General features: G+C 71.0%; 19 protein-coding genes and 1 tRNA gene. 8 read left to right on the forward strand and 12 right to left on the reverse strand.

Features of this window, described 5'->3' with window-relative positions:
* Nucleotides 1–472 precede the first annotated feature (472 nt).
* Both FB455_RS13435 and FB455_RS13440 read left to right on the forward strand, forming a co-directional pair.
* A complete protein-coding gene (locus FB455_RS13435) occupies nucleotides 473–1,096 on the forward strand; it encodes a DUF6230 family protein (protein ID WP_013289072.1) in 624 nt (207 codons plus the stop codon).
* Between the two features lie 77 nt (nucleotides 1,097–1,173).
* Nucleotides 1,174–2,739, forward strand: a complete 1,566-nt coding sequence (locus FB455_RS13440) for a DUF6114 domain-containing protein (RefSeq protein WP_030274949.1) — start codon at nucleotides 1,174–1,176, stop codon at nucleotides 2,737–2,739.
* A 45-nt stretch (nucleotides 2,740–2,784) separates the two neighbouring features.
* On the opposite strand, the gene FB455_RS13445 is transcribed toward FB455_RS13440, so the two are convergent.
* Nucleotides 2,785–4,455, reverse strand: a complete 1,671-nt coding sequence (locus FB455_RS13445; protein WP_145753562.1) for a DUF885 domain-containing protein — start codon at nucleotides 4,453–4,455, stop codon at nucleotides 2,785–2,787.
* 73 nt (nucleotides 4,456–4,528) lie between these two features.
* On the opposite strand from FB455_RS13445, the gene FB455_RS13450 reads away from it, so the two are divergent.
* On the forward strand, nucleotides 4,529–5,503 hold the full coding sequence (locus tag FB455_RS13450; protein WP_174361751.1) for a DMT family transporter: 975 nt from the start codon (nucleotides 4,529–4,531) through the stop codon (nucleotides 5,501–5,503).
* Between the two features lie 3 nt (nucleotides 5,504–5,506).
* Here FB455_RS13450 and FB455_RS13455 read toward each other — a convergent pair whose 3' ends face one another.
* Nucleotides 5,507–6,577 (reverse strand): PHP domain-containing protein, encoded by a 1,071-nt coding sequence (locus FB455_RS13455; protein WP_030274952.1) that lies wholly within the window; start codon nucleotides 6,575–6,577, stop codon nucleotides 5,507–5,509.
* Between the two features lie 57 nt (nucleotides 6,578–6,634).
* A complete protein-coding gene (locus FB455_RS13460) occupies nucleotides 6,635–7,375 on the reverse strand; it encodes a M23 family metallopeptidase (protein WP_091330612.1) in 741 nt (246 codons plus the stop codon).
* Between the two features lie 172 nt (nucleotides 7,376–7,547).
* On the opposite strand from FB455_RS13460, the gene FB455_RS13465 reads away from it, so the two are divergent.
* The 4 genes from FB455_RS13465 (at nucleotide 7,548) to FB455_RS13475 (ending at nucleotide 9,350) form a co-directional block, all read left to right on the forward strand.
* Nucleotides 7,548–7,844 (forward strand): hypothetical protein, encoded by a 297-nt coding sequence (locus FB455_RS13465; protein WP_013289066.1) that lies wholly within the window; start codon nucleotides 7,548–7,550, stop codon nucleotides 7,842–7,844.
* Between the two features lie 72 nt (nucleotides 7,845–7,916).
* On the forward strand, nucleotides 7,917–8,087 hold the full coding sequence (locus FB455_RS34270; RefSeq protein ID WP_018786529.1) for a hypothetical protein: 171 nt from the start codon (nucleotides 7,917–7,919) through the stop codon (nucleotides 8,085–8,087).
* Between the two features lie 122 nt (nucleotides 8,088–8,209).
* Complete coding sequence (locus FB455_RS13470; RefSeq protein WP_145753565.1) at nucleotides 8,210–8,734, forward strand: tRNA adenosine deaminase-associated protein; 525 nt, start codon at nucleotides 8,210–8,212, stop codon at nucleotides 8,732–8,734.
* A 148-nt stretch (nucleotides 8,735–8,882) separates the two neighbouring features.
* Nucleotides 8,883–9,350, forward strand: coding sequence for a nucleoside deaminase (locus tag FB455_RS13475; protein WP_338105229.1), 468 nt, complete (start codon nucleotides 8,883–8,885; stop codon nucleotides 9,348–9,350).
* 12 nt (nucleotides 9,351–9,362) lie between these two features.
* Here FB455_RS13475 and FB455_RS13480 read toward each other — a convergent pair whose 3' ends face one another.
* The 3 genes from FB455_RS13480 to deoD form a co-directional block, all read right to left on the reverse strand.
* Complete coding sequence (locus tag FB455_RS13480) at nucleotides 9,363–9,830, reverse strand: acyl-CoA thioesterase (protein WP_013289063.1); 468 nt, start codon at nucleotides 9,828–9,830, stop codon at nucleotides 9,363–9,365.
* Nucleotides 9,827–10,465 (reverse strand): TetR/AcrR family transcriptional regulator, encoded by a 639-nt coding sequence (locus tag FB455_RS13485; protein ID WP_013289062.1) that lies wholly within the window; start codon nucleotides 10,463–10,465, stop codon nucleotides 9,827–9,829. Before FB455_RS13485 ends, FB455_RS13480 begins: the two co-directional genes overlap by 4 nt.
* A 112-nt stretch (nucleotides 10,466–10,577) precedes the next feature.
* Nucleotides 10,578–11,285, reverse strand: a complete 708-nt coding sequence (deoD, locus tag FB455_RS13490) for a purine-nucleoside phosphorylase (RefSeq protein WP_013289061.1) — start codon at nucleotides 11,283–11,285, stop codon at nucleotides 10,578–10,580.
* A 75-nt stretch (nucleotides 11,286–11,360) separates the two neighbouring features.
* On the opposite strand from deoD, the gene FB455_RS13495 reads away from it, so the two are divergent.
* A tRNA-Ser gene (locus tag FB455_RS13495) sits at nucleotides 11,361–11,447 on the forward strand.
* 105 nt (nucleotides 11,448–11,552) lie between these two features.
* Here FB455_RS13495 and FB455_RS13500 read toward each other — a convergent pair.
* The 6 genes from FB455_RS13500 to FB455_RS13525 all read right to left on the reverse strand — a co-directional run bounded on the left by FB455_RS13500 (nucleotide 11,553) and on the right by FB455_RS13525 (nucleotide 16,051).
* Nucleotides 11,553–12,104, reverse strand: a complete 552-nt coding sequence (locus tag FB455_RS13500) for a hypothetical protein (RefSeq protein WP_225319525.1) — start codon at nucleotides 12,102–12,104, stop codon at nucleotides 11,553–11,555.
* Nucleotides 12,105–12,324: 220 nt separating this feature from the next.
* A complete protein-coding gene (locus tag FB455_RS13505) occupies nucleotides 12,325–13,707 on the reverse strand; it encodes a hypothetical protein (protein WP_013289059.1) in 1,383 nt (460 codons plus the stop codon).
* 10 nt (nucleotides 13,708–13,717) lie between these two features.
* Complete coding sequence (locus FB455_RS13510) at nucleotides 13,718–14,095, reverse strand: hypothetical protein (protein WP_041799133.1); 378 nt, start codon at nucleotides 14,093–14,095, stop codon at nucleotides 13,718–13,720.
* A 259-nt stretch (nucleotides 14,096–14,354) separates the two neighbouring features.
* Nucleotides 14,355–14,876 (reverse strand): hypothetical protein, encoded by a 522-nt coding sequence (locus tag FB455_RS13515; RefSeq protein WP_013289058.1) that lies wholly within the window; start codon nucleotides 14,874–14,876, stop codon nucleotides 14,355–14,357.
* On the reverse strand, nucleotides 14,873–15,487 hold the full coding sequence (locus tag FB455_RS13520) for a hypothetical protein (RefSeq protein ID WP_030274963.1): 615 nt from the start codon (nucleotides 15,485–15,487) through the stop codon (nucleotides 14,873–14,875). The genes FB455_RS13515 and FB455_RS13520 overlap by 4 nt, the downstream gene beginning before the upstream one ends.
* Nucleotides 15,488–15,538: 51 nt before the next feature.
* Nucleotides 15,539–16,051 carry an NUDIX domain-containing protein gene (locus FB455_RS13525; RefSeq protein WP_030274965.1) on the reverse strand — a complete coding sequence of 171 codons (513 nt, stop codon included), beginning with the start codon at nucleotides 16,049–16,051 and terminating at the stop codon, nucleotides 15,539–15,541.
* Nucleotides 16,052–16,065: the final 14 nt, after the last annotated feature.

Here is a 16,065-nt window from a genome sequence, read left to right on the forward strand (position 1 = left end):
TTTTTTTACGTGGGCGCGGGCGCCCAAAAAAACCACTGCGCGGGGGGGGGGGGGGGGGGGGGGGGGGGGGCGCCGGGGGGGGGGGGGGGGGGGGGGGGGGGGGGGGGGGGCCCCCCCCCCCCCCCACCCCTCCGTCGTCAACATCTCCCATGCGGGCGAACCTACTTTACATTCGTTACTCGATTGTAACGGCGAGATGTCCGGTGACTTTCCGTCGCGTTCACCGTCATCTATGCCCGGTTTGCCGCGACATTTCGCCCTCCACGCCCTGCCTGGGCAGGGATTTCGTGACGCCTGGTCACCTTTCTGTCTCACCCCGGTGTTACCGCCGGGTAATCAGGGGGTTGTGAGCTGCACCGCATCGGGTGCACGATCAGGCTCGATCGTTACCCGTCGGTAACAGAGGACGGGCCCGGCGCGGGCCACCGGTTCCCCACCGGCCGCCGCGCACATTCGTTCGAGGAGGAACCCCGTGCAGAATCGGCTCGACAACCAGGGTCGTACCCGGTGGCGGCGGTTCGCCGCCATGATCGTGCCCACCACGGCCGCCGCCGGTGCCATCCTGTTCGGCATGTCGACCGGCGCCATCGCCTCCGACATCACCGTGTCCGGGCAGACGTTCAAGATCGGCGCCGACCGCCTGGAGGGTGAGGGCTTCAAGCAGTACGGCGGCATCGTCCGCGAGAAGGGCGAGGACGGGAAGGCCGGCGCGACCCGCCCGGTCGCGATGGCCGAGATCAGCAGCGCCGAGCTGTACAAGCTCTGCCAGTCCGTCCGCGCCGACCTGCCCGGCCTGCCGGTGGTGCTCACCATCAACGCCGGTGAGGGCAAGGACCCCGCCCGGGCCAAGGACCTCGTGATCGCGATGGACTCGCTCGAGGGCAACGCGACCTTCACCAACATCAAGATCGGACGCGACGCCAGCGACCTCAACCCGACGGCGCAGCGCGGCTCGTTCGGCCAGAACTCCGACCGGGTGACCATCCGTGACCTGAAGCAGGTGTCCCGCTACACCACTTCCTCGACGTTCAACCTGGTCGGGCTGCGGCTCAAGGTCAACGTGGGCGACGACGCCAAGGGCAAGGAGTGCTTCTGAGCTGAGCACGGCCCGCGGTGGCCGACCACCGCGGGCCCGCCCGATCGTTCCCGTCCCCGCTCCGCCAGGAGGAGTACGTGACAACCGTCGACCCGTCCCACGCCCGGCTCGGCACCGCGGCCCGGGCATGGCGTACCTTCCGCCGCTGGCAGCGGAGCCGGCCGTTCTGGGGCGGCCTGTTCATCATCCTGGCCGGGGTGGAGATGCTCGCCTCCACCCGGTTGACCCTCAACGGCCTGAGCTTCAGCAGCGGCGCCACCGGTCTGCTCTCGCTGCTGATCCCGGGCATCCTCGTGACGTGCGGGGTGCTGCTCTGGCTCAGCCCGCCGCAGCGGCTGTTCTACTCGATCGTCGCGGCGATCACGACCGTCTACTCCCTGATCGGGCTCAACCTCGGCGGCTTCTTCGTCGGTCTGCTGCTCGGCATCGTGGGCAGCGCGCTCGCGTTCGCCTGGGTGCCGACCCCTCCGGCCGGTCCCGCCGGTCCGGCCGCCGACGAGCGCGACGCCGAGGCGGACGCCGAACCCGGCACCGCTGTGGACGCCGAGCCCGGCACCGCCGCGGACGGGCAGCCCGTGGACACGCGGCCCGAGGACGCACAGCCCGCGGACGAGCGGCCGACCGTCGAGGTGCCGGCCGGCGTACGGCCGGCCGTCGAGCAGCCGACTGCCGAGCGGCCGGGCGGGGAGCGGCCGGTCCCTCGGCAGTCGGTGAACGGGCAGGCGGCCGGATCCGACGGCGGCCCGCCGGAGTGGGCGGGGCGTTCGGCGGACCCGCGCGCCTTCGGCATCGTCCTCGTGGTGCTCGGCCTCGCCACCGCCGGCCTCGCCGTGCAGCCCCGAGCGGTGCAGGCCGCCGCCCCGAGTAAGCCCGCCGCCAGCGCCTGCCCGTCGAAGCCCGCCACGCCGACGCCCGGCGCGAGCGCGCCCACGGCGACGCCCACCCCGTCGCCGAGCGTGAGCCCGACGCGGGATGGCAACATCATCACCGACTTCTTCGAGGGGATCGGTGACCTGTTCAAGGGCAGCAGCAAGAAGAGCGAGACGCCGTCGCCCACACCGACCGCGAGCGGATCGGCGGCCCCGACGAGCAAGCCGACGACCCGGCCCGGATCGACCGAGTGCCCGGCGCCGGGCAAGCCCGGCAAGGTGGACCCGGCGAAGCCCGGCAAAGTGGAACCCGGCAAGCCCCTGCCGCGTATCGCCGCCGACCCGAGCCTGCCGAAGGTGGGCCAGACGCCGTCGAAGCTCACCGGCTCCAAGGTGACCATGACCGGGCTACGGTTCGAGGGGATCACCGACCTCCAGACCGAGCAGGGTGCGCTCAAGGTGCTGAAGTTCAGCATGAAGGAGGCGGTGACCGACGACTTCCTGCTGGTCGCCGACGGTCCCAGGGGCCGCACCCAGCGGTACGCGACCGACCGCCTCACGGTCCGCGACGACGTCGCGTTCTACTGCACCCGGTTCGTCGGCAAGCTCGCCGGTATCAAGCTGACGCTGACGCCGGACCTGCCGTTCCCGGACGGCCTGCCGGTCACGCTCCCCATCCCGGTGACGTTCACCGACCCGGTCATCGACCTGGCGTACGTCACCAGCAACACGCTCACCGGCCGGCCGACGTTGCGGCTGACGCTCGGCGCCTGACCCGGCGGGTGCCGGCGGGACTCACCGCCGGCACCCGCACCCGGTTCAGAGCCGGGCCAGCGCCTTGCGCAGCGGGTCCAGCCCCAGCGAGCCCAGGTCGAGCGCCTGGCGGTGGAACTCCTTGAGGTCGAAGTCGGCGCCCTTGCGGGCCTTCGCGTCCTCGCGGGCCTGCAACCAGATCCGCTCGCCCACCTTGTACGACGGGGCCTGCCCGGGCCAGCCCAGGTAGCGGTTCAGCTCGAAGCGCAGGTTCTCGTCCGGCACCCGGCAGTGCGCCCGCATGAACTCCCAGCCCAGCTCCGGCGTCCACCGCTCGCCCGGGTGGAAGCCGAACGGGTTGTCCTTCGGGATCTCCAGCTCCAGGTGCATGCCGATGTCCACGATGACCCGGGCCGCGCGCAGCGCCTGCCCGTCGAGCATGCCGAGCCGGTCACCCGGGTCGTCGAGGTAGCCCAGCTCGTCCATCAGCCGCTCGGAGTAGAGCGCCCAGCCCTCGCCGTGCCCGGAGACCCAGCACAGCAGCCGCTGCCAGCGGTTGAGCAGGTCGGCCCGGACGGCGGTCTGGGCGACCTGGAGGTGGTGACCCGGCACGCCCTCGTGGTAGACGGTGGTCACCTCCCGCCAGGTGGAGAAGTCGGTGATGCCCTGCGGCACCGCCCACCACATCCGTCCCGGCCGGGAGAAGTCCTCGCTCGGGCCGGTGTAGTAGATGGCGCCGTCGCTCGTCGGCGCGAGGCAGCACTCGATCCGGCGCACCTGCTCGGGGATGTCGAAGTGGGTGCCGTTCAGCTCGGTGACCGCCCTGTCGGCGAGCGCCTGCATCCAGTCCCGGAACGCCTCCTTGCCGCGTACCGTCCGCGCCGGGTCGGCGTCGAGCGCGCGTACCGCGTCGTCGACCGAGGCGCCGCGCCCGGCGATCCGCGCGGCCACCGCGCGCATCTCGGCCTCCAGCCGGGCCAGCTCGGCGAAACCCCAGGCGTACGTCTCGTCCAGATCGACCTTCGCGCCGAGGAAGTACTGCGAGGCCAGCTCGTAGCGCTCCCGCCCGGCGGCCTGCTTCTCCCTGCCCACCGGCGCCAGCTCGGTGCGCAGGAACTGCCCGAACTCGGCGGTGGCGGCGGTCGCTGCGGCGGCGCCCTTGCGCAGCTCCGCGCCGAGCGCGCCGTCGGCGTCGATCCGCTCGACCAGCCCGTGGAAGAAGTTGTCGCCCTCCGGGTCGACCCAGACGTCGCACTGCTTGGCGACCTCGACGAGCTGCACCCGCGAGCTGACCCGTCCCGCCGCGGCGGCCTCGCGCAGCGTGCGCTTGTAGCCGTCCAGCGCGGACGCGAAGCGGTTGAGCCGTGCGGCCACGTTCGCCCGGGCCTGTTCGCCGTCGGTCGGCATGAGGTCGAAGACCATCCGGATCTCGTGCAGCCCGCTCGCGATCACGTTGACCTCGCTGCCGGTCTCGCCCGCGTCGTAGCGGGCCAGCTCCAGGCCGAGGCGCTCCTGCATGGCCTCCTGGGCGGTCCGCTCCGCCTCGGTCTCCGCCTCGGTCACGTCGAGTTCGCCGAGCGTGCGGCGGGCCAGGTCGGCGCGCGCCGCGTAACCCTCGGGCGACAGGTCGTCGAGCTGGTCGTCGTAGCCGGCGATGCCGACGTAGGTGGCGCCGGTCGGGCTCAGCGGGGCCCACTCGGCCACGTACCGGTTGGCGAGGTCATCGATTCGTCCCACGAGGCGACCCTACGTGACCCCGCATCCGGAATACCGCGCGACTTCGTCGTACCTCTGCGGCAGAGTGTCAGGGGTGAACGTCGAGATCACTCCTGACCGCGCGCCGGCGCGGAGCTGGCTGCCCGGGTTCGTCGCGCTCGCCGCCATCTGGGGTTCCAGCTTCCTGTTCATCAAGGTCGGTGTCACCGAGCTGCACCCCGTGCACCTCACCCTCTACCGGGTGGCCACCGGTGCGCTGACGCTGCTCGTGGTGCTTGCCGTGCTGCGCGACCGGCTGCCCCGCGACCCCCGGGTCTGGGCGCACATGCTCGTGGTGGCCGCGTTCGGCGTCGCGGTGCCGTTCACGCTGTTCGGCTACGGCGAGCAGCGGGTCGAGTCGATGCTCGCGGGCATCTGGAACGCCACCACGCCGCTGATCGTGCTGCCGCTGGCGGTGCTGGTGTTCCGCACCGAGCGGCTGACCGTCCGGCGTGCGGTCGGGCTGGGGCTGGGCTTCGCCGGCGTGCTCGTGGTGCTCGGCGTCTGGGAGGGCGTGGGCGGCGCCCACTTCGTCGGCCAGCTCATGTGCTTCGGCGCGGCGGCCTGCTACGGGCTGGCGATCCCGTACCAGAAGAAGTTCGTCGCGGGCAGCGCGTACTCCGGGCTGTCGCTGTCGGCCGCCCAGCTGCTGGTGGCGACCGCGCAGCTCGCGCTCGTCGCGCCGTTCGTCGGCACGCCGCCGTCGCCGACCGGCCTCTCCCCGCGCGTGATCGCGAGCGTGCTGGCGCTCGGCGCGCTCGGCACCGGGCTCGCCTTCGTGATCAACATGCGCAACATCCGGCTGGCCGGGGCGAGCACGGCGTCCACCGTGACGTACCTGATCCCGGTGTTCGCGGTGCTCGTCGGCGCGGTGGTGCTCGGCGAGCGGATGAACTGGCACCAGCCGGTCGGCGCGTTCGTGGTGCTCGTCGGCGTGGCGGTCGCCCAGGGCCTGTTCGGGCGGCGTCGCCCACGCCCGGAGGCGGTGGCGCCCGCAGTCCGCGCCGCCGAGCCGGCCACCCGGGGCTGACGTTCAGCTACGGCCGGTCGTCCACTTCACCAGGCGGTCGGCCGTCCAGGTGTTCACCACCCGCTTCGCCGGTACGCCGCACAGCGCGGCACGCTCGCAGCCGAAGCGCTGCCAGTCGAGCTGGCCCGGCGCGTGCGCGTCGGTGTCGATGGCGAACCGGCACCCGGCCTCCAGCGCGAGGCGGATCAGCCGCTTCGGCGGGTCCTGCCGCTCCGGCCGGGAGTTGATCTCGACGGCCACGTCGTGCTCGGCACAGGCGGCGAAGACGGCGTCCGCGTCGAACTCGCTCTCCTTGCGGGTACGCGCCCGGTGCCCCCGGTCGCCCGGCCCGGTCACCCCGGCGGGCCGGGAGGAGACCATCCGGCCGGTGCAGTGGCCGAGGATGTCCAGGTGCGGGTTCGCGATCGCGGTCAGCATCCGGCGGGTCATCTTCGCCCGGTCGTCGTTGAGGCCGCTGTGCACCGAGCCGACCACCACGTCGAGGCGCGCCAGCAGGTCCTCGTCCTGGTCGAGTGAGCCGTCGGCGAGGATGTCCACCTCGATGCCGGTGAGGAGGCGGAAGCCCTTCGGCAGCGCCTCGTTGACGGCGGCGACGCGGTCGAGCTGCTTGCGCAGCCGCTCCGCGGTCAGGCCCCGGGCCACAGTCAGCCGCGGCGAGTGGTCGGTGAGCACCATGTACTCGTGGCCCAGCTCGACCGCCGCCAGCGCCATCTCCTCGATCGGTGAGCCGCCGTCGGACCAGTCCGAGTGGGTGTGGCAGTCGCCGCGCAGCGCGTCCCGCAGCTTCGCCGCCGCCTCGTCCAGGTCGGTGCCCTCGGTCGCCAGCAGGCGGCGCAGATAGACCGGCTCCTCGCCGGCCAGCGACTCGGCCACGCAGCGGGCGGTGACGTCACCGACGCCGGACAGCTCGGTCAGCTTGCCGGTGCGGGCCCGCTCGGCCACCTCGGCGGCGGGCAGCGCGCCGAGCGTCTTCGCCGCCGACCGGAACGCCCGGACCCGGTACGTGGCCTCGTTCGCCCGTTCCAGCAGGAACGCGATCCGGCGCAGGTCGGCGAGGGGATCCCGGGCACTCATGTCCTGGAACCTACGCGCATACGCCGTCCGCCGCGTGGCCCCGCAACCGCGAGTCGGTCAGCCGCTGCGGGTGGACCGGCCGGGCGAAGCCGGGCAGCCGTGCTTGCGCTGCCAGGCGGTGACCTCGGCGACCGGCGAGCGGTTGCCGCCCTTGCGCCACGAGTTCAGGTACGGCGCCGGCCAGACCACGCCCCGGCGGATCCACCAGTCGTCCGCGCCCGTGCATTTCGGGGAGAGCCCGAAGTGCAGGTGGCAGACGTTGTTGGCGTTCCCCGTACGGCCCACCTCGCCGAGCTGCTGCCCGGCACGCACCCGTACCCCGGCGTCGACACCCGCGGTGATCGCGCTCAGGTGCGAGCCGTAGTAGCGCACCCCGTCGTCGCCGAGCAGCGAGACGGAGAGCCCGCCGTTGTTCGGGCCCAGCGGCCCGCGCTTGTCGAACCGGTCGACGCGGCTCACCTCCAGCACCACGCCGTCGGTGACCGCCACCACCGGTTCGCCGCAGTCGGCGAACACGTCGGTGCCGGGGTAGCCGCCGTGCGTCGGGTGGTAGTCGACGTTGCCGGCCCGCACCGGGAAGACCCGCTTCACGTCGGTGCGCGCCGGCGACGGCGTGGCGGACGAGGAGGCGACCGGCGGGGCGGGGTCGGCGGGCTGCGCCGCCGTCGCGATCGGACTCGGTTCCTGCCACCTGTCGGCGCGCCCGGTAGGGGCGCCGCACCCGGCGGCGAGCGCCGCGACGAGCAGCAGGACCGGGTACGCCGGCCGCGTGCGGCGTCCGATCGATGGCGAGCGCATCCGGTCATCCTGACAGACCACTACCGTAGGGACGAAAGCCGAACGCGGGACGGACGGTCCGGGAAAGGGGGCGGCGGTGACGCACGGGTGGCACGGCGGACCCGAGGGGACCGGTCCGGGGGCGTTCCCGCCACCGCGTACGCCCTCGGGGCTGTTCCCGTCGAGCACGTCGATGCGGCCCAGCTACCGCGAGCCGTACCCGATCACCGGCGCCGGCGTCGCTGTCGGTGCGCTGGTCGCGTTCGCCTGGTTGCTGTTGTTCGGGCTGGTCGGCGGCGGCGTCGCCGGTTACGCCTGGTGGACGCTGCTGGCCGGCGGCCTGGCCTGGCTGGCCGCCGCGGTGCTGGTCCGCCACGGCGACCGGGGGGTGGCGACGGGCGTGGCGATCGTCACCGCGGGTGGCTGGAGCATCGCCGCAGCGATAGTCGCAATGCGGTGGGCGCAGACCGGGGACTGGCCGCTCTGGTGACCTTCGGTGCCGGTTTCGCTGCGTAGCGAAGGCCACCTTGACGTACGCCTGAGGACGGTCCACGCTCGCGGTATGGCCTGGACCACACCGCCGCGGCTCGACCCCGATCGGAGCCGCCGACGCCTGCAACTCCTCGCCGAGTTGGCCGGTGCCCGTGCGGTACAGCAGCGCCAGCGGCCGCAGCGGGCCCGCACCGAGCGGCTGCGCCAACTCATCGCCACCCGCCGGCGCGTCGTCGGCTGACCGGCTTTCTCTTCAGGAACGGCCGGCCCATACGGGGCGTTGACCGCTCGCCTGCCGACCCGACCGGTTAACGTGCATCGCGTGACGTGTCGGCGTGCTGCCGAGGCTGATTTGGGGGGACCGTGTCGTACTTCGCTGCTGCCGTGGCGCGCGTCGACGGCGGCTGGACCGCCGGTGAGGTGAGCCTGCGGGGCGTCACCGACATCGAGGAGGTCGCCGACCGGCTGCGCGACGTCGAGCCGGACGCCGACCTCTCGCTGCTGTTCGTCGAGGCCGACGACACGTACCTGGTCATCCTGCGCCTGGACGAGGGGGAGGACCTGCGGGTCTTCGGCTCGGACTCGGCGTACGCGGAGGAGTCCCGGCTGGGCGCGCTGCTCGTCGGCGACCTGAAGACCTCGGTGACCGGGCTGGAGGAGGTCGACGAGCCGCGCGCCTCCGGCGACGGCGACGACACCGAGCAACCCGCTGTCGACCCGGAGGCCGACCCGGTCGGTGACGCCGACCTCCTCGCCGACCTGGGCATCCCGGCGCAGAAGCTGCTGGCGCTCTGCGCGCACGAGGGCTCCATGCCGGCCGACGTGACAGCCGAGATCTGCCAGGTGCTCGGCTGCGCGGACGAGGTCGAGGAGCTGCGTGAGGTCTGAGCCCGGGGAGTCCCTGACGCCCGGCGCCGCCGAACCGGCCGACGCGACAGATCCGGCGCTGGAGACCGTACGCCCGGGGCAGCCCACCCCCGGCCGGGCCGGGCGCGTCGGTCCGGGCGCCGACGAGGCGCTCGCCGACCCGGGCGCGATCGGCCGCCGGCAGCGGCACGAGCTGTGGATGCGCCGGGCCCTTGAGGTCGCGGTGACCGGCCCGGACGATGCGACCCCCGACGCCGACGACGTGCCGGTCGGCGCGGTGCTCTACGGACCCGACGGCGCCGAGCTGGCGATCGGACGCAACGAGCGGGAGCTGACCGGCGACCCGACCGCGCACGCCGAGGTGCTGGCGTTGCGCCGGGCCGCGCAGCGGCTGGGCCGCTGGCGGCTGGACGACTGCACGCTCGTGGTGACGCTGGAACCGTGCACCATGTGCGCCGGGGCGATCGCGCTGGCCCGCGTCTCGACAGTGGTGTTCGGCGCCTGGGAACCCAAGACGGGCGCGGTCGGGTCGCTCTGGGACGTGCTGCGCGACCGCCGCGTCACGCACCGCCCCGAGGTGTACGGCGGCGTACTGGAACGCGAGAGCGCGGCGGTGCTGCGCGCCTTCTTCCGCTGAGGATTTCCGGTCTCAGGCGTCGGCCGGGGCGGGGCGGAGCAGCGTCGCGGCGACCGCTCGGCCGACCTCGGTCCAGGCGGTCGGGCGCAGCGTGGCCGGGTCCAGCCGGACGATCGACCGGGTGCCGGTGGCGTGCACGGTCGCGCCGTCCACCGAGCGGAACTCGAAGGCGTAGCGGGCGCTGCTGGTGCCGAAGTGTTCGAGCCAGAAGTGCACAGCCACCGTGCCGACGCCGACGACCGGCGCCTGGTAGGTGATGGTGAACTCACGGACCGCGTGGAACACGTCGGGGGTGGCGTGCACGTCGCCCCGGAAGGCGACGCCGCGCTCGGCCCAGTAGGGCGTCAGGGCGCGTTCCAGCAGCACGGCGTAGCGGGCGTTGTGCAGGATGCCCATGGCGTCGAGGTCGTCGAAGTGCACCGGCACGTGCTCGACGTGCCCGAACTCGGCGACCTGCCGGTCAGCGGTGGCGTGGCTCATGACTGGCCTTCCGGTAGCAGGGTCGGATCCGGGCAGAGCGCCCGCAGCCGGGTCAGCAGGCCCTGGCGGGCGTGCCGGTAGGTGGCGTCCGGGTCGAGCAGCCGGGACCGCATCACCGCGCTGATCCCCAGCGCGTCGATCTCGTACGCGAGCAGCGGCACGTCCAGGTCGGCGGGAAGCTCGCCGAGGTCGACCGCCTCCTGCACGAGGCGCTCCAGCAGTGCGGTCCACCTGGCGAACGCCTCGGCGAGCCGGTCCCGGACCGGGCCGGGACGGGCGTTGTACTCGAACTCGGTGTTGGCGAAGAAGCAGCCGCCGGGCAGCACCCGGGCGGCGTAGAAGTCGATCCGGGCCTCGTGCAGCGCGCGCAGCCGGCGTACGCCTCGTGGCGCGCTCAGAGCGGGGGCGACGATCCGTTCCTGCCACTGCGCCACGGCCCGGTCGACTGTGGCGAGTTGCAGTGCCTCCTTGGAGCGCCAGTGCGCGAAGAGGCCGGACTTGCTCACCTCCAGCCGGTCGGCGAGCTGGGCCAGGGACAGGCCGTGCAGGCCGACCTCGGTCGCCAGCGCCACGGCGGTGTCCAGCACCGCGGTGCGGGTGCGGTCGCCGCGGGCGACGCGGCCGTCGGAGGTCATGCGATCAGCCTAGGGGAAACAAGCACGACCGGTCGTATTTATTTTTGTGACCCGGGTAACGCGCAGCCGCCCCGCCACCGAGCGGTGACGGGGCGGCCCTGGATCGATCAGGTCAGGCGATGATGGTGTCCAGCGCGATCTCGACCATCTGGCCGAACGTCTGCTCACGCTCCTGCGACGTGGTCTTCTCGCCGGTCTTGATGTGATCGCTGACGGTCAGGATGGTCAGCGCGCGGGCCTTGAAGCGCGCCGCGATCGTGTAGAGCGCCGCCGACTCCATCTCCACCGCCAGCACGCCGTAGTCGGCCAGCCTGTCGTACAGGTCGGGCCGGTCCGTGTAGAAGGCGTCCGCCGCCAGGATCGGCCCCACCCGCATGCTGATGCCGCGCCGCTCGGCCACCTCGACCGAGGTACGCAGCAGCCCGAAGTCGGCCACCGGGGCGTAGTCGATCAGCCCGTCGAAGCGCATCCGGTTCATGTTCGAGTCGGTGGACGAGCCGATCGCCGCCACCACGTCCCGCAGTTGCAGATCCTCGGTCAGGGCACCGCAGGAGCCGACCCGGATCAGCGACTTCACGCCGTACTCGTTTACCAGCTCGTGGGCGTAGATCGAGGCGGACGGCATGCCCATGCCGGAGCCCTGGACGGACACGTCGACACCGTTCCACCGGCCGGTGAAGCCCAGCATGCCGCGCACCGTCGTGTAGCAGCGGGCCCCCTCCAGGTAGGTCTCCGCGATCCACTTGGCCCGCAGCGGGTCGCCCGGCATCAGGACCCGCTCGGCGATCTCTCCCGGCTCAGCGCCGATGTGCGTACTCATGGCAAAGATCCTGCCAGGCCGGGCCGAGGGATACCGGTTCGGCGTCCAAGCCGGCGGTCCTGTACCCTCGTCGGCGGTGGCGTGTCCGAGTGGCCTAAGGAGCACGCCTCGAAAGCGTGTGAGGGTTTACGCCCTCCGCGGGTTCAAATCCCGCCGCCACCGCTCGTGAAATGCGAGAACGCCCGGGTCGATCCGCGAGGATCGCACCGGGCGTTCTCGCATCCCGTCACGAAGGAGCCGTCGGTGCGGCCAGCGTCGCCGCGCCTGTCACCGCACGCCGGGCCCGAAGCCTGTCGCGCTCATGGCGCGTATCACCGCAGGCGAGTCGAGCAGCCGTACCGCTGACTCGACGCAGAGTCCGCGAATGCACACCTCGAGCGGGTTGGCCGCCGGGAACAGCAGTTGGCCGTCCCGTTGTCGCCAGGCCTTCACCAGATCCGACGACCTGACGAACTCGAGCTGGGAATAACTGTGACTGCGGCCGCGCAGCGCATCGGCACCGAAGTCGCAGATTGCCAGGACGGTGAGCATCAGAGTGTCTTCGATGCTCCCGTCCTGGCCGGTCGGGTCGTCGACGTCGCTTCGCATCGCCAGCCGGAAGGCGCATCGCCCGGATGTGTAGCCGGTGTCGAGGAGGGAGCCGTCGAGGACTTTCTTCGAGAGGAGGGCTTCGACGGCGTAGCCGGCTGCTGTCGACGTCGACCGCGTCCTGCCGAAGGTGCCCTCCGCTCCTTCGAGTTGCCTCGTCTCGCCGCTCCTGATGACTCCGGTCTCCTGGATCGCCCACTCTGCCGGCACGCGCATGGTGGGGATGCTCACGACTCCTGGATGGCGGACGTTCCCCTCACTGCTCCGAATGCCGACCAGTACCAGCTCCGGGTCGTCGGCGGGCACCATGACGAGACCGATCACTGCTTGGGGAAGATCATTCGGTGCCCGGCGTCGAATCGTCGACGCCTCATCTCGAAGCCACATCGGTCCTCGCTCGAAGAATATCGATCTGTTTCGTTGGCTTGTATTTTCGGATAGGTCGGCGTGGTCAGTGACTGGCGGCAATTGGGCGAGCCAGAATGGTGGTGCGGAACCATCCCTCGCGCTGCGTCAACAGACGATTCAAACGATCAGTATACGCCTCGGTGTACAGGTCGGACTGGCTGACCACGAGGAGGTTCTCCTCCCGGTCCCAGTCCTCGGCTGCGACGAGTTCGTCGAAAGGCTCATGCCGGTTGAGCACCAACTCGAACACGGCGAAGCCGAGTTGTGAGCCGTCCGCCGTGGAAACGACCTGGTATCCGTGGAACTGGAATCGGCTCTCCGGGGCATCGAGGCCGCAGCAGATGAACAACTCCCGCTGCGCTGCGCGTATGAACGCCTTCACCGGGACCCCGAGCGGGCCATCGGTTCTGGTTGCCTGCCACATCGCGTCGGTGGCGGCATCCACGTGCCGGTCGGCGAATACCGGAACTCCCAGTGCGGTAGCCAGGTCCTCCTCAAGGAGCCTGCTGGTGATGAGCGAGTATTTTCCGAAGGAGTCGGTGTCCGAGAACTCGTTGCGCTGCCTGAGCATGACGACCGGGCCGCGGTTGGTGTTCGCGCGGATCATCACGGCCGCCACTGGCATGCAGGCGGGACGGGCCTGCCCGCCGGTCCCGTACGGCTCGAGGCCGTGTACGACGAGGTAAGGCGTCTTCTCGTCGTGCCAGCCTCCCGGCGGTGGGGGGCCGTTCACATCGCTCGCTTCGATCAGGTCACAGCGCACCTGCCGGATCGCCAGCTCTTCGCAGCCTTCGATCAATCGGCTGTGCATGTCATCTAGAATGGGATAGTTGTCGTCCGTCTCCTCGACCACCAGAAGGGGAAGGTCGTTGCTCTGATGGCCGGCCCCTATTGTCAACCAGAACTCTTTACGGCCTGTACTGCGGACGGTGACGTGCATCAGCATTTCCAAGAAATAGTGACGCATCCCCAGCAACTGCAATGCTTTGCTCCGCCTGGCAGCGGCGGCGGGGACCGCCCGCGCCTGCTGACGAGCGCAGTTTCGGATCGTGTCCACGGCCGCCTGCCAGTCCCGTACGACCGGCCCGAGCCCGACTCCGCTGCGCCCGGTGAGAATCATTGACGGCGTCGGTGTGACGTAATGCAGGCTGTCCCACGGGAAGTCCTTTTCGCTCTTGCGTACCTCCGCGGCAACTGTTGACATCGCCAGTACTACGCTCCGGCTGGCGATTCCGCATATCGAGATCTTCGAGGCCTCGCGTAACGTACGTTCCAGCTCGGAGCGCCGGTTCGCCTCCGGCGGCCCCACCAGATACTGGCTCCGTCGCAAAGCGTTCGACGACTTGGACGTGGCGGGGCCGGTTTTCCCCATCAATTCCTCGGTGAGCCGAAGATCCTCGTTGCCCCTGCCCCCATGATTTGCCATGTCGCTGTCCTCAAAGATGTGAACGATAGACGCGGGAGACCTCTCGGATCATGACCGTCCATTGCCGCAGGATGTCTTCCTCGTCGGCGTCTGATCTCGCCACCGCATTGGCGAGGCTGAGGCATGCCTCGCGAGCTGCCTGGTCCTTCAATCGCGCGGCCGACAGCACCAACCGACGACGTACCGCCGATTCCGATTCGGTCAAGGCGCGATAGACGCTGATGTCCTCGAACAGTCCCAGTATCTCGTCACATCTCGCACGCTGGTCCTCCCTTCTTCGCCGTCGACTCTCTCCCGACCCCGCAATCATCGGCGCGACAAGACCCGCGATCAGCCCTACGAGTGCCATGACTGCGGGAATGAGGGCTGGAACGACGGGCTGGTCCATGGCCTCCCCAGATCACGGTGCGCGACACGTAGGCGGACATCGAGATGGCCCCGTCATGGGCACCAATGCGGCCATTATCACATGAAAATGAAGCGCAGAGAATCATCCAATCAGGCCGTACCGGCGTCAGAGCTCAGGGCTTCGCTATTCGATAAGCGGCAGACCTGATAAATCGTCCCATTGGTCGAGCGTGGGTCGTTGAGCCGAGGCGCCGGAAGCGGCCGGGTGGAGGGCTGTGCCCGGCGGTCGCTGCCGAGCGTCAGCAGGGGCCGTAGCCCTCGTCGAAGAGGCGACGGGCCCAGTCCGCGTACCCGGCGATGATCTCGCGGACGGTGACGCCGTCGTGCAGGAACAGGTACGCGCGGTCGCCCTCGCGGGCGAGCAGCCCGGCGAAGCGGTGACTGCCGGGCGGTGCCGGCAGGTCGACGGCGCCGGGATACGCGGCGCGGACCTCGCCGACCGGCGTGCCGGCGCTGATGCCCTCGGGCGTGCTCATCGGGTCGTCGAGCCACAGCAGGACGAGCCGGTCGTCGACGAAGATCGGGCTGACCGAGCCGTGCCCCACAAGCGCGGGTCCGCATGCCTCCTCGTCGGCGCGCAGCACGCCGCGCCGGGTCAGGGCCGCCTCGGTGTCGCCGAACTCCGCGTTGCGCAGGCCTTCCAGGCTGACCACCTGGGCGGCGCCGACCGGGCGGGTGGGCCACTGTGGATGAACGCCGCTGCCGGCTGCGGACGCGGCAGCAAGCATCGCGGCAATAAAGCCGAATTGTCGTAGCTTCATGCAATCCCCCAGTCACCAACGGGGCCAGGGCGATGAGGTTGCTGGTGCTGGTCGGATTGGCGTAGTTCCCACTCTTCAGCCAGGTCGTCCCAGTAGTCGGCGGACAGTCCGCGGCGGCCGTGCGCCAGCCAGCCGTCCGTGTCGCGCTCGAGGTGCAGGCCCAGCTCGGCGAACGGGTCGATCCACGCGCCCGGCTCCGCGCCCAGCCGGGCCAGCGCCGTGTTGATCGGCCACTCGGTACGCGGCCGGTCCAGCGCGGCGTCGTACCGCGGGCCCCAGCTCACCTCGCCGCCCAGCCAGACCACCGCCGACTGGTGGCCCAGGCCGCCCGCGAACTCCGCCTCCAGGTACGCCACCGGGCTGATCCTCGACCAGCAGGCCAGCACCTCCGCCAAGGGCGGTGACAGCACCAGCCGGAACGGGCGCTCGGCGTGCGGCTCGTCGGTGGCGTAGTCCGGCAGGCCGCCGGTCAGTTCCTGCACGAGTTGCGGGGTGACCGGCAGCAGCGCGAAGTCCTGGCGGAGCGCGGCGAGCACCGCGTGGTCCAGGTCGGCGGTCTGCTCGCGAAGCAGCTCGACGTCGGCGACCACGGCGCTGAGCTGGTAACTCATCCGGTCCTCTCGGCGTCCACAGGCTGTGGATGGAACATGTGTACGAGGGTCTCAGGTGGTTCCGTTGGTCAGGTACCTCGGGCGTCCGTCGCTCAGCGCGGCCACCGCGTGACGCAGCCGATGCCAAACGTACGGGCGAAGCAGCGCCTGCGCATCATCGAGCGCAACGAATCGTGCGTCGGCCAGTTCGCCGTCAGCCGGTTTCAACGGCTCGGCGGGAGGCAGTGCGCCGCCGTCGAAGATGAACATCAAGCTGTCGTCCCAGGGGCCGTGCGGTGCCACCCAGTCCACGACCAGCAACGGTCCGACGCGCAGTTCGAGACTCAACTCCTCGCGTAGCTCCCGCTCGGCGGCCAGGTGCGGCGGCTCGTTCGCCTCCGCCATGCCGCCCGGCAGGTCCCAGTCGGGCTTGTAGCGCGGATCTACCAACAGGATGTCGCCGTCACCGTTGCGCAGCAGTACGTCAGCTCCCACCCGCTTCCGGGGCTGCCGCGCGTTGCCCTCGGCGAGGTGGACCTGCCAGGCTGCCGGATCTCGCTCGTACAGGGGACGCTCGTGGGCCATACCGACGATTGTCG

The sequence above is a fragment of the Micromonospora sp. CNZ296 genome (assembly GCF_007827635.1).

Coding starts and splice junctions, on each gene's coding strand:
- FB455_RS13455 (WP_030274952.1), bottom strand. CDS start 6,577: ATGAGTGCCCGGGATCCCCTCGCCGACCTGCGCCGGATCGCGTTCCTG.
- FB455_RS13460 (WP_091330612.1), bottom strand. CDS start 7,375: ATGCGCTCGCCATCGATCGGACGCCGCACGCGGCCGGCGTACCCGGTC.
- FB455_RS13465 (WP_013289066.1), top strand. CDS start 7,548: ATGCGGCCCAGCTACCGCGAGCCGTACCCGATCACCGGCGCCGGCGTC.
- FB455_RS34270 (WP_018786529.1), top strand. CDS start 7,917: ATGGCCTGGACCACACCGCCGCGGCTCGACCCCGATCGGAGCCGCCGA.
- FB455_RS13480 (WP_013289063.1), bottom strand. CDS start 9,830: ATGAGCCACGCCACCGCTGACCGGCAGGTCGCCGAGTTCGGGCACGTC.
- FB455_RS13485 (WP_013289062.1), bottom strand. CDS start 10,465: ATGACCTCCGACGGCCGCGTCGCCCGCGGCGACCGCACCCGCACCGCG.
- deoD (WP_013289061.1), bottom strand. CDS start 11,285: ATGAGTACGCACATCGGCGCTGAGCCGGGAGAGATCGCCGAGCGGGTC.
- FB455_RS13505 (WP_013289059.1), bottom strand. CDS start 13,707: ATGGCAAATCATGGGGGCAGGGGCAACGAGGATCTTCGGCTCACCGAG.
- FB455_RS13510 (WP_041799133.1), bottom strand. CDS start 14,095: ATGGACCAGCCCGTCGTTCCAGCCCTCATTCCCGCAGTCATGGCACTC.
- FB455_RS13515 (WP_013289058.1), bottom strand. CDS start 14,876: ATGAAGCTACGACAATTCGGCTTTATTGCCGCGATGCTTGCTGCCGCG.
- FB455_RS13520 (WP_030274963.1), bottom strand. CDS start 15,487: ATGAGTTACCAGCTCAGCGCCGTGGTCGCCGACGTCGAGCTGCTTCGC.
- FB455_RS13525 (WP_030274965.1), bottom strand. CDS start 16,051: ATGGCCCACGAGCGTCCCCTGTACGAGCGAGATCCGGCAGCCTGGCAG.